Origin of the sequence: Pararcticibacter amylolyticus (assembly GCF_003130405.1) — a bacterium.
Lineage (GTDB): Bacteria > Bacteroidota > Bacteroidia > Sphingobacteriales > Sphingobacteriaceae > Arcticibacter > Arcticibacter amylolyticus.
Window position 1 is genome coordinate 43,009 of record NZ_QEAS01000012.1, and the last position, 12,556, is coordinate 55,564.

Annotated in this window: 11 protein-coding genes and 2 tRNA genes; 2 read left to right on the forward strand and 11 right to left on the reverse strand. The window is 44.0% G+C overall.

The genetic code is table 11. The annotated features are described in order from the left end of the window. Nucleotides 1-5: 5 nt before the first annotated feature. The 3 genes from DDR33_RS14950 to DDR33_RS14960 form a co-directional block, all read right to left on the reverse strand. Complete coding sequence (locus DDR33_RS14950; protein ID WP_158280760.1) at nt 6-3,323, reverse strand: TonB-dependent receptor; 3,318 nt, start codon at nt 3,321-3,323, stop codon at nt 6-8. 230 nt (nt 3,324-3,553) lie between these two features. Beyond that, nucleotides 3,554-4,621, reverse strand: coding sequence for a FecR family protein (locus DDR33_RS14955; RefSeq protein WP_109416618.1), 1,068 nt, complete (start codon nt 4,619-4,621; stop codon nt 3,554-3,556). A 56-nt stretch (nt 4,622-4,677) separates the two neighbouring features. Further along, nucleotides 4,678-5,295, reverse strand: coding sequence for an RNA polymerase sigma-70 factor (locus tag DDR33_RS14960; protein ID WP_109416619.1), 618 nt, complete (start codon nt 5,293-5,295; stop codon nt 4,678-4,680). A gap of 134 nt (nt 5,296-5,429) precedes the next feature. Here DDR33_RS14960 and trxA point away from each other — a divergent pair, with 134 nt between their 5' ends. Together trxA and DDR33_RS14970 are read left to right on the forward strand one after the other, a co-directional pair. After that, nucleotides 5,430-5,729, forward strand: coding sequence for a thioredoxin (gene trxA, locus DDR33_RS14965; RefSeq protein ID WP_109416756.1), 300 nt, complete (start codon nt 5,430-5,432; stop codon nt 5,727-5,729). Nucleotides 5,730-5,772: 43 nt separating this feature from the next. Next, nucleotides 5,773-6,087, forward strand: coding sequence for a hypothetical protein (locus tag DDR33_RS14970; protein ID WP_109416620.1), 315 nt, complete (start codon nt 5,773-5,775; stop codon nt 6,085-6,087). A gap of 105 nt (nt 6,088-6,192) precedes the next feature. Here the strand turns inward: DDR33_RS14970 and DDR33_RS14975 are convergent. The 8 genes from DDR33_RS14975 to DDR33_RS15010 all read right to left on the reverse strand — a co-directional run. Then, nucleotides 6,193-6,276, reverse strand: a tRNA-Leu gene (locus DDR33_RS14975). 34 nt (nt 6,277-6,310) lie between these two features. After that, nucleotides 6,311-6,392: transfer RNA gene (locus DDR33_RS14980), tRNA-Leu, on the reverse strand. A gap of 60 nt (nt 6,393-6,452) precedes the next feature. Further along, nucleotides 6,453-7,214, reverse strand: a complete 762-nt coding sequence (locus DDR33_RS14985; protein ID WP_109416621.1) for an MBL fold metallo-hydrolase — start codon at nt 7,212-7,214, stop codon at nt 6,453-6,455. Next, nucleotides 7,211-7,486 (reverse strand): hypothetical protein, encoded by a 276-nt coding sequence (locus DDR33_RS14990; protein WP_109416622.1) that lies wholly within the window; start codon nt 7,484-7,486, stop codon nt 7,211-7,213. Before DDR33_RS14990 ends, DDR33_RS14985 begins: the two co-directional genes overlap by 4 nt. Before the next feature lie 55 nt (nt 7,487-7,541). Beyond that, nucleotides 7,542-8,192: a LolA family protein gene (locus DDR33_RS14995; RefSeq protein WP_109416623.1), complete on the reverse strand. Its 651-nt coding sequence runs from the start codon at nt 8,190-8,192 to the stop codon at nt 7,542-7,544. Between the two features lie 109 nt (nt 8,193-8,301). Further along, complete coding sequence (locus DDR33_RS15000; RefSeq protein WP_109416624.1) at nt 8,302-10,926, reverse strand: FtsK/SpoIIIE family DNA translocase; 2,625 nt, start codon at nt 10,924-10,926, stop codon at nt 8,302-8,304. Between the two features lie 127 nt (nt 10,927-11,053). Next, a complete protein-coding gene (locus DDR33_RS15005) occupies nt 11,054-11,275 on the reverse strand; it encodes a PspC family transcriptional regulator (RefSeq protein ID WP_109416625.1) in 222 nt (73 codons plus the stop codon). Nucleotide 11,276: 1 nt separating this feature from the next. Then, nucleotides 11,277-12,556, reverse strand: a 1,280-nt coding sequence (locus tag DDR33_RS15010) for a DUF2851 family protein (protein WP_109416626.1), incomplete at its 5' end; no start/stop codon positions are given.

The window sequence follows — 12,556 nt, forward strand, 5'->3', positions numbered from 1 at the left end:
AAATGTTAAAAACCAAAGTTTACTCCAAATACCCACTGCCTGCTCAAAGGAGCAGATTCACTCCCTCCTCTCTCCGGGTCATAATCTTTGATCAGATCGTTCTTTGTAAAAACCAGCAGATTGGTTCCGGTAGCGTAAATACGGACGTTATCAAGCATCAATTTCTTTGCGGCATTTTTAGGTAAAGTATAGCCTACTGTCAGGTTCCTTAATTTCAAATAAGAACCATCGACATACGTTAAGGCTTGATATCCCGTATAACCAGGGTAAGAATTAATAGATGCTGCTGCCCTTGGTCTCGGATAGTCGTTAGTTGGATTTTCAGGTGTCCAGTAATTCAATATAGCTGGACTGTTACCTGCTCCCGAGGGGTTATAACGTCCCAGGAATTCGGCATCTATCATTTGTCCGTACCGGGCAAAAAGATAAAAGCTCAGGTCAAACGCTTTATAGGAAAAGTTATTCTGAAATCCGGCAATCCAGTCGGGAACCCTTGATCCTATATAGGTCACATCTTTCTGTGGGTTAATAATATAGTCACCATCCAAATCTGCAACCTTGATATCTCCAGGTTCGAAAGGTCTGCCTCCAACAGTGTATTTCCTTGCTTCTTCTGCTTCCCAGGTTTGCCAGATACCTAATTTTTTATAGGTATAAAAGGACTGTATGGGTCGTCCCAGTAATAGAGAATTTTCTTCGATGTTGTCAGAAGCAAGAATATTGTTTCCATCAATAAGCTTGGTAATCTTTTCCCTGTTTCTGCTGAAAGTTAAAGTTGAAGACCATTTAAAATCTTTACCTTCTATATTTCTTGATGTCAAAGCAAGTTCAACCCCTTTATTCTGGGTTTCTCCTATATTCTCATAAACCGTTGAAACACCTGTTGACCACGGCAGAGACCTTGGCAGTAGAATATCACTGGTTACAGTTCTGTACCAATCAGCAGTCAAACTTATCCGGTTTCTGAGCAGAGAAAGGTCAAGGCCTATATCGAGAGTCCCCGACTTCTCCCAGCCAAGATTGGGGTTCCCAATCACAGAGCTAAACTGGAACATGTAGGCTGCCTGATTCCCAAAACTCATCGTGGAGTTACCGATCAACTGGCTTTGGGTTCCATATACCGGAATGCTGTAGTTACCAGAGATGCCATAACTTGCTCTTAATTTCAAATTGGAGATTTGTTCAATACCCTTCATGAATGCTTCGTCACTCACATTCCATCCTATTGCTGCAGAAGGGAAAAAATCCCATTTATTGCCGGAGGCAAGTCGTGATGCCCCGTCAAAGCGACCTGTCATAGTTAACAGATACTTTCCTTTATAGCTATAGTTCAATCTTCCTGCATAAGCAATATTGTTAGAACCAGTGTAAGGAGAGCTCACCAGTCTTCCATCTGCAGAGGTAAATCCCAAACCATAATACAAAGGAGACGAAATTGTCTGATTAATTCCAGAAGCGGACGTAACATCTCTATCACTCTGAATGTAACTGGAGATACCTGTGAGCGTTACAGAATGTTCCTCTATATCCCTCTTATATGTAACGATATTATCCCATGTAAAATTCCTGTCGAAAACCGACTCAGACGAAGTATAGGGAGTACCTACATTATACCGATTGATGGACGTTTTATCCCGGTAAATACCCTGTCTTGAGGACGTCAGATTCGCGCCGAAGTTTGAGCGGATAGTAAGCCCCTTTACAGGAGTTAATTCGAGATATCCGTTAGTAATAATATTTGACCTGATAGTGTTATAACTGGCGATATAAGGAGTTCTTTCGTCGGCAAGCGGACTTACCTTGTTACGATCCTGGGCAATAGGGTTAATATTGACAAGTCCATTCTCATCATAGGGTAAGCCAAGCGGACTGATAGTAATAGCCTGAGACAACGGGTTGTCCCGTTGATTCTGCTTTGAATACGCAAACTGGCTTTGTACTCCTACCTTCATCCATTTGTTGATAGTTTGATCCAGATTAAACCGTGCATTGTAACGGTTATAATCCTCATTTCTCAGCATCCCTTCTTCATTGAAGTATCCGGCAGATGCAAATACTTTTGTTTTTTCAGAACCACCGGTGACAGTTAAGGCATGACTTTGCTGACTTCCGCTTTTTGTTAACAAGTCAACCCAATCCACCCACTGCCCTGCTTGATATGCCTCCCATTCTCCGGGAAAAGGAGAAAAAATGCTCTGATCATCCGAAGGACTCGTCCAGGTGAATTGCCCTCCCGTCCTAGTATCATCTTTCCGGTAAGCTTCCCTGCGCAGAGCCAGATATTCTTCGCCAGTCCTGGCCTTTGGAAACTGATAATCACTTACCCCATAATAACCGGAGTAAGATACTTTAGCTTGCCCGGAGGTTCCTTTCTTAGTGGTTACGATAATCACTCCATTTGCTCCCAATGCCCCGTAAATAGCTGTAGACGAAGCGTCTTTCAAAACTTCAATAGATTCAATGTCGTTCGGGTTCAGATCATTGATACTTCCTCCCTGAATACCATCAATAACATATAACGGGCCGTTACGTGATGCCATATCGTCGTTATTAGCGATTGAACGGTTTCCCCGTACAATAATATTCGGAGCAGATCCAGGTCGTCCTGAACCTCTTGTAATATCCGCTCCCGGCACTCTTCCCTGGATCGCCTCTACCGGATTATGGGTAGGAATTCGGGTGATGTCTTCCGATTTAACCGAGGTAACTGCACCCGTCAAATCTCTTCTCCTTACCGTTCCATATCCGATCACTACTACCTCTGAAAGTGCTGATGCCTCTGGATTGAGGGCTATCTTCAAGCCGTTCTGACCTACCTGAGCAGCAACTTCTTTCGGCTGAAAGCCAATGTACTTCACGACCAGTGTCACATTACCTGTCGTGGTAACTCTTAATGTAAATCTTCCCTGAACATCTGTAGAAGCCCCGCTTGTGGTTCCTTTCACCAGCACACTTGCTCCGATGAGAGGTTCTCCTTTTTCATCTGTAATCGTACCGCTTATAGTACCCTGCTGGGCACTTTCTGTAGCAAGAGGCTTGATGATCACCATATTTTCCATCACCTCGAAGGTGAGGGGCTGATCCTGCAGCACCTGCTTCATTACAGTCTCGATCGGACTGTTCTCCGCCAGAACATTTACCTGCTGATCCAGCTTCACCTGGTCCTGACGGTAAAAGATCGTGTAATGGCTGGTTTTCTCTATTTTCCTGAACATCTCCCGGACGGTCGCGCGGGATTCGTTCATGGTAAATGTATTCTGGGAATAAACAGCGGCATTCAGCTGCATGATCCCCGAAAAAATCAGAAATGTAATAAGCTTCATAGCTCTAAAGATTTTTTGCCTTACCAAAGGTTGAGGCAATAGATTTCCTAGTAGAAAAATCATAGATTTGAATCAGTTATAATTTAACATGGCTGTTCCCGTCTTAGCCGGTGGGACACAGCGATTAATTAGCACAACCGGGATGTTAGCCGCATTCCGGTTTTATTTTAATAAAAAAGTCAGTGATGATGTCGTTCTATTTCATATAATTCCTTTTTTAGGTTAGTCATCTATTTAGCTAGTTTTTTAATAATAATTTCCGAATCGTTTATTGTATATTCCATTGGTGTTGTTTTCTTGATGATCTGAAGGGCAGATCGAATATCCCGGATATCTCTGAAGGTCCCTGAATATTCATACTTCTCCAGATCGGGATCCTGAAAAGTAATTTTCACGTTGTACCGCCGTTCAAAGTCATTCGCTATTTTTCTGAAGCTCTCCCCGTCAAAAACAAGGAAGTTATCTGTCCACCCTTTATATTCCTCCATCTGCGCAGGTGTAACTTCAACGAGTTTAATAAGTTCGTTATTATCGGGCTTTCGGGCAGGCTCTGCAACTTTTTTATTGCTTTTATTCAGCACGGGCGTTTTCACTTTCAAAACCTGCTTTTCGCTGAGAAATACCTTTCCTTTTTGAGGATTGTGACTTGAGAACTTCCCTTCAACAGACACTTCACCTTCAAATACCGCCATTTCAAAATCAGGCTCATCTGCATAGGCCTTTACATTAAATACGGTTCCGATATCCCGGATCACAAACTTATCTGTATTAAGAAGAAAAGGAATATTCCGCTCCGAAGCGGCTATATCAAAATAGGCTTCTCCGTTTAAATAGACAGAGCGCTGCTCTTTCCCAAAATTCTGGTTATACCTGAGAGTGGTTCCTGCGTTGAGCCACGCAATGGTGCCGTCAGGCAAGGTAAGCTTCCTGGTCGTACCCTTCGGAACACTTATTACAATTTCAGATCTGCCTGAAATTGAATTTCCAAAAGGGTTTAGATAAAAACCGATGGCACAAGCAAGCAGAACGACGGCGGCAGAAGAAATCCAGATGGCGCGGATGCGCCTGATACCTGTCCTTTTTTGTATGTTGGTTTCCTTTGCAAATTTTTCATAGGCGAGGTCTGGATCAATGGAATGATCTGCATACAGAGACAGGTGCCATGTTTCATATAGCTCTAAATATCTCGCTTCATTCTTTTCATCCGCCCGAATCCAGTCTTTTACCACCAAGCCCTCTTCTTCTGATGCCTGACCTGTAATATACTTTACGAGTAAATTTTCTATCCCTCTTTCCATTTGAACTGTGATAAGACAACTAAAAAGTCCGCAACCCCCAATGCACCTTATTTTTTTTAAAGAAATATTTCAGAAAGTATCAGCAGGAGTGCAAGAAGATATTTCAGGCTTTGCCTTAACTTTTCGAGAGCGATCGTTATATGCCGTTCAACGGTCTTCTGAGAAATGTTCAGGCTCCTGGCAATCTCTTCATTCTTAAAATGCTTATGACGGCTAAGCTTAAAAACTTCGCGGCATTTTTCAGGCAAGCGTTCAACGGCACACTGTATCTGCTCTGCGAGCTCCTTTTGCGAATATGAATTGCTTAATGATGTTCTCACCTCATCAAACAGGTTATTCCGGTAAAGGTAGTTCACATACTCGTTTTCAATCTTCTTATGCTTCAGATAATTCAGGCAACGGTTTTGAACCGCCTTATACAGGTAAGCTTTCAGCGATTCATTGAGCCGGATCTCCTTCCTCCTTTCCCATAAAAAGGTAAACATGTCTGATACTACCTCCTTTGACATATCCAGGTCATTGAGAAAACGGTTGGCAAACAGACTGAGCTCCACATAGTACCGGCGAAAAACAGACTCAAACACTTTTGGGTTGTTCAAATCAGTATCCTTATTCACAGGTATTTTTCCAGCCATATCAGGGTCAGCAGTATCTTCTAATGCGATGGTACGCATTCGCGTTTTTAGCGTAACCGCCAAATATAATTTATTTAATCTATTCCTTCCATCGCTCACAACAGACAGATAGCAGGACAGGTAAAACTACTGTTATGGCTGCGTGTTATCTGGATAAATAACCAACGATGAATATGAAGCCTAGTTTCTCAGATATTATCAGTTCGGAAAAGCCTACGCTTGTGGATTTTTCTGCCGAATGGTGCGGCCCATGCAAAGCTTTGGCTCCAATCCTGTCCGAGTTAAAAGAACAGATGAAAGATAAGTTGACAATTCTGAAAATAGATGTCGATAAGAATCCCGCAGCTGCAAATGCCTACAACGTTCAGGGCGTCCCAACCCTGATCCTTTTCAGGGACGGACAAATAAAATGGCGGCAATCCGGACTTTTGAGCAAAGCGCAGTTGCAAGATGTGATTAATACGTATTCATAAAAACATTTTCCCGCCAACATTGATTATCTTGTAAGACTTAAATATGGATCAATCTGTTTTCCTTTTGGTACAAGATTCTCATAATGCCTGCAAAGAAGTGATCAGGCACAGGGATGGAGATTTACGCGTACGGGTGTATTGTCTCGGAAGGGATGAGTTCGAAGCCGACCCCGATGAACTTCAGTTTTACGGAAATGATAATGGCGAACTGCTGGCATTTGAAACTTCCGGATATGACGGAACTGATCCTCTATTAGTCATCGAAGCCATCAGATGGTATGCCGACTACATCGACAATCCGCGGATGGAGATACTCGCAGAGGATCCACGGATATCTGACGCTGACGCGACCTATTAAGATTGCAATACCCGTCTGTTTCATCACGCTTAATTGCCGGACAAGTTCGACAAGACATAAAAAAAAAGCTCCGTATCCGGAGCTTTTAAAGATTTGTTTGCAATGTGCCCGAGACGAGATTCGAACTCGTACACCCAAACGGGCGCCACCCCCTCAAAGTGGTGCGTCTACCAATTTCGCCACCCGGGCAGGGATTGTTTAAGAACTTTTGTTTCCTTCTGGGTGACCGGGGAGAGACTCGAACTCTCAAGGGAATTCCCAACGGCTTCTGAGACCGCAACGTTTACCAATTTCGCCACCCGGCCAGAAAGGACTGCAAATATATGATCTTGATTTGAAAGTTCAAATCTATTTTCTTTTTTCTATTAACATTCTAAAATAAGCCCGTCGTAGGCCAGCCTGATACCTTCGGGCAACTCACTGTCAACCTCGGCATGCTTCCCCATAGTATGACTCAAGTGGGTAAGGTAGGTACGTTCCGCTTTAACCTCCCTGGAGAAAGCAATAGCTTCCTCCAAAGTAAAATGGGAGATATGGCTCCCCTTCTGGAGGGCGTTCAGTACCAACACTTTGGTTCCTTTTATCTTTTCTGCCTCCGCCGGACTGATAGTTTTTGCATCGGTGATATAAGTAAAATCCCCAATCCTGAAACCTGATATCGGGAGACGGAAATGCATGACTTCTATAGGGGTTATTTCAATTCCCTGTACAGAGAATGGCTGGGTGCCGATATCATGTAAATTGATCAAAGGAACGCCCGGATATTTTTTTTCTGAAAATGCGTAGTAAAAATCACGCTTTATTGCCTCCTGTACTCTCGGGGTGGCGTACACATCCATCGCCCTCTTCTGGAAATAATTAAAAGCACGGACATCATCCAGGCCCGCTATATGATCTTTATGTTCATGTGTAAACAAAACTGCATCCAGCTTCCTGACTTTCGCCCTCAGCATTTGATACCGGAAATCGGGTCCCGTATCTATCACAATATGCTTCCCGTCTACCTGCAAAAACACAGAAGTACGCAAACGCTTATCATGCGAATCTGAAGATGTACATACCGGGCAGTCGCATCCAATGACAGGAATGCCCTGCGATGTGCCTGTTCCTAAAAAAGTTATAATCACAATTGCAGAGATGTTTGTTTTAAATGATAAAGAAACTGCTTTTGTTTTTCGTCGAGCAAACTTTCGTTTATCGGAACCTGCTGCAACAACTCTGCAAGTGAATTTATCTTACTCTCAAGACTGGAGAACTTGTTGACCACAACCATTTTACTGCTTTCCAGAAGGCAGGCTGCCGTTTTAAAATTTCCTTTTTCATAACGTACCCGGTAGTCAAGGGCGTTTAATATATGCTCCAGCTTATCCAACGTATATGGTGTATATGAAAGTGCCATCAGCTCAGTAATTTCGGTACACGAAGTTACGATTTCAAACGGATGCCTGATGAATTTATCTCAAATCTACCAGTTCTACTCCAGGATGCTTCTTCGGATCAAACGCAAAAAATGACTCTGCAACCTTAACATTGGGAGTAAACGTTTTTATTGTATAGGTATAGTGGCTGCCGTTCTTATCAAAAATAAGAGCCTTCGTAATCTGGCGGCTTAGTTTGTCTATATTTAAGCGTACCTTAAAGAACGACTGCTTGTTGTCTGTCGGACTGAGATCGATAACATGATACACTCTCCCACCCTGTTTAACATCACCCGTGTAGAGGTATTTAAATCCCTTTTCATAGATGGTGAAGATCTTGGCAGGGTTTAATGATTTACTGCTGTTATCGACAGCACTGAGCTGAACTTCTTTGTCGGCCTTCAGATAGCTCCACTGGTTCTTCCCGTCGCTGATCAACTCCTGATCGTTCATTGACACGAAGTATTTATTTGTCCTGGGTTGAGTATAAAGAGTCCCTGAAACCGTCTGGTTTATTTTAGCCTGCGGATTATTAATAGTATAGGTAAAATCAGTCTTTATCGTGCTGTAAGAGGAATATTTTTTACTTACCGCCGCTAATATCGCTTTTGCTTTTGCATCTGTCTGCGCTTCGGAAGCAAACACGCTGAATATGATTACAAGAGCACTTAAGAAAATTCTTCTCATCTGGTATTTTGATTTGTAGTATTATTTCCACCGGTACACCCTGGTGGCAGATCAATATATTGGACACCATTTACCTGAATTGGTTTAAGTGTTCCTTAGATAACATCTGTTAACCTTTATTTAGATTTTCCAGGAACTGTTCCAGCGCATAATCATCGGGCAACAACACCTCCCTAGCCTTGCTGCCCTCAAAAGGCCCCACAACACCTGCGGCTTCCAGCTGATCAATAATCCGGCCTGCCCTGTTGTAGCCAAGTTTCAGTTTCCTCTGGATAAGCGAAGTCGATCCCTGCTGATGCATGACAATAAGACGTGCGGCATCCTCAAACAGGGGGTCGCGGTCATCCGGATCAAAATCTTTGACACTCCCGCCCTCTCCATTTTCATCAAAGTATTCCGGTAATAACCATGCGGACGAATACCCCCGCTGCTGCCCGATAAAATCTGAGATCCGTTCTACTTCAGGAGTGTCGACAAAAGCACATTGCAACCGGATAAGATCGCTTCCTGTAGACAAGAGCATATCTCCCCGGCCTATCAGCTGGTCTGCTCCTCCCGAATCAAGAATAGTACGGGAGTCTATTTTAGAAAGTACCCTGAATGCAAGACGTGCCGGGAAGTTCGCCTTGATGGTACCCGTGATAATATTAACGGAAGGACGCTGTGTGGCAATGACGAGGTGTATGCCCACTGCCCGCGCAAGCTGTGCCAAACGTGCGATAGGAGTTTCCACTTCTTTCCCTGCAGTCATCATCAGGTCGGCAAACTCGTCTATCACTAATACGATAAAAGGAAGGAACCGGTGCCCCTCTTCCGGGTTCAGCCTGCGGTTGACAAACTTCTGATTATATTCCTTCAGATTGCGCACCTGTGCATTTTTCAGCAGATCGTACCGCTGGTCCATTTCAATACAAAGAGAATTGAGTGTGTTGATCACCTTTTTTGTATCGGTAATAATGGCGTCTTCTTCTCCCGGCAGCTTCGCAAGGAAATGCCTTTCAATTTTCTTAAAAAGGGTTAATTCGACCTTCTTGGGATCTACCAGCACAAATTTTAACTGTGAAGGATGCAGTTTATAAAGAAGGGAGACCAGGATAGCATTAATCCCAACTGACTTACCCTGCCCTGTAGCACCGGCAACAAGAAGGTGCGGCATTTTCGCCAGATCAGCAATGTACACTTCGTTAGAGATCGTCTTACCGAGGGCTATAGGCAGATCCATTGTGGTGTTCTGGAACTTCTCCGTAGCCATCACAGAGCGCATGGCCACCATTTCCGGTTGCTGATTCGGCACTTCTATACCGATAGTTCCTTTTCCGGGCATCGGTGCTATAATACGGATCCCAAGAGCGGCAAGGCTCAGGGCAATGTCGTCTTCCAGATTTTTGATTTTGGAGATCCTGATGCCCGGTGCAGGGATAATCTCGTAGAGGGTAACAGTAGGACCAATTGTAGCCTTGATCTTGTCAATCTCTATGTTATAATTATTGAGAGTCTCAACAATCTTATTCTTGTTAGCCTCAAGTTCTTCAGCACTGACAGAGATTTTTCCCGAGCGATGGTTGTCGAGGAGGTCAAGTTGGGGATGCACATAAGAAGAAAGATCTAGTTTTGGATCATACTGTCCGAACTGCTCTACCAGTTCACTGGCAGTCTTCTCCTCGGGTGTTTTCTCAATAGTCAACTCAGGCTCCTGTTTCACCTGTTCCCGGCTTTCAGATGATCTCTGCACCTGGGGCTTCATGTCTGATGTTTCATCCGGGGCAACTGGTTTCTCAATATTAAATGCAACAGTTGTCGCCGCTACAGTTTCAAGCGGAATATGACGGACCGGCAATTCATCTAAGGAAGAATCTGTTTCGACTGCAGGCATTACCCGTTGCTGTGTCAGGGGCTGAGGTCTGCGTTCTTCTTCCGGCCTCTCTCCGGTTCTTGCCCTGTTTCTCCTGCTGCTGCTGTTGAGAGGAAACTCAACAGGCTCAGACTTTATTTCGTCTTCAAGCTCCACTTCGTCCGGCACAGGAGGAACATCCAGCGCCATCTTCTTCTTCCTCTCGGGGATTTTAAAGTCTATATTATATGCAATTACAAGAGCTGTTAAAGCAGCGAATGCCAGTAATCCTGCAATTCCCGCATTTCCTATCTGAGCCTGCAATAGCCGGTTAGTCCAGAACCCGAACTCCCCCTCGAGGAAATGCGGAAAGTCGGAAGTAAAACTGTGGAAAAAGGCCAGTGTCTCAGAAATAAATACAAGAAGAAAAAAAGAATAGCCGAAAGTCTTCGTAATAGAAGCTACTTTGACCTTAAAGAGCAATCTGTATCCAACAATAAAAAGGATACCTATAAAAAGAAAGGAAGCCACTCCAAACCATTTATAAATAAACTGGTGCGACAGCAATGCCCCAAACTTACCAAGCCAGTTTTCTACTACCGGAGGCTGAGCGCCGGATTTCACCAGTTCGTCATTTGTGCCGAAGAGACTATCCCATCCGCCATTTAATACATAGCTCTGATCATCCTCCCAGGTAAACATATATGATGTAAAAGCAACCAGGAAGTAAAGGGATAAGACCAGGAAGAAAAGCCCGAGTATCTTCACCGCTCTGCCATTGTTAAAAGTAAAGCGCGGCAATATCTCAGCCCTCTCCTTATTCAGGCGTCCCCTTCCGGCGACCTTTGAATTATCCTCTTCCCTAAACGTATTCGATCTGAACTGATTTCCTCTTACCGGCATTTTTCCAAGCGGATTTAAAGAGACAAATATAAAAAAGTTTTTACAGGGCGGGGGTGAACAGACTACAGATGTATACCCGGAGATAGCCTTTCAGCTCAGTATAAAAACTTTGCTGTAAATAAAAAGGCTAAAAATCCCAGATCCTGGTCCTGATCCTCTTCATATAATTCCTTATCCCGAGCACAAAAGCGGCAAGGAAATAAAATATCAGGGGGAACCCCACTGCAAGGAAGGATGAATAAATGAAGAAAAGGCGAATTTTGGAGATAGACATATCAAACCTTTCGCCAAGGTAAGTCGAAACGCCGAAAGAATACTTTTCAAAAAAAGCGATAATGCGCTGTATCATGTCAATCGTAGTTAAGGATCTTAGCTCCAACATTACAAAGTAAGCAATTTTTTTTGTCACACCACGATTTTTTTAACTGAAGAAGGGCCTGCGACTCTCCGGCGTTCCGGGGGGTGACTCCTATAGATCTAAAACCGCGGATAATACTATTTGTTTCAGGCGGCAGGGTTTCAAGCAAATGCAGTGCTCTGCCTGTAAACACATCGTTTCCAATATATTTGCCATAGGTAAAGACAGTCGCCGCAACCGTGTTAAGCAGAATATTGTTAACGGATTCGGTACCGGGTTGTGCTGATATCTTCGCACACAGTTTTCCAAGGCGGTAATGAGTCTCCCAGTAGGGATCAAGGGGTAAGTCCTTAAAGAGCTTTGCAATTTCCTTCACATCTGCCAGCTCCAGTATTTTAGAGAAGAGATGAGCTGATTTTAATATCAGCGCTGCAAACTGTGCAAGCCTCAGCGTAGGAAAATTTTGCGGATGCAATCTTAAAAACTTCCAGAGATACGGGTCTATGGGGGAAAGGTGATATTTCCTTCTCAAAAAGCCGTACTCTGAAGCCAGACTCATGGTATAGGCATCCGGATCCTCATCATAGAGAAATCCGGCCTGCCCGAAAAGGAGGGCTTCGATCTGGAGGGGGCTGTTCCGGTGCTTCCCGAGTATTTGCTGGGGGAGCGACCGTGCAAGGAGCTCGAATGGCAGGGCATTTACCTTGAAACCAAAATTACGGGCAAGAAGGATATAGAAAGCATCGTCCCAGCTTCCTCTGCATTCAGCCACAAGCTTCAGCACCTCCGACGACTTTTCCTCCAGCCGTGTCGTCAGCACCCTCGACAACCAGTTACCCATATAAAGATCAGCGACCTGGCCAATTTGCTTCTCACAGGGGATCCATGACATATTCCGCATCAATTGAACATAGCGGTTTTCTATGCCGGGCTTTATATGGTTTTTCAGCTCAAACGCAGGCGGCTCCGTTCCGTCACTTCTGAAGATCTGCCTGTCATGTTCATAAACAATGTGGAGAATGACGTTATTATAGGCGGGATCTTTCGTATGCCCGTGCCTATCCCAGTCAGAGGAAGAAATATGAACTTCCGCATTACCTGCCCACAAAGTCTTTCCTATCCGAAGTTTTATATCTGTAAAATCAGGGCCAGCATCCCGGTTATAATATCCGGGAGACACAATTTCAAAGGGCTCTCCCTTCGTAGTAGTGAGATTCTTTTGCTCAAACAGCCTGTATTTCCATATGAAACAAATAAAGTCTTCGGACATGT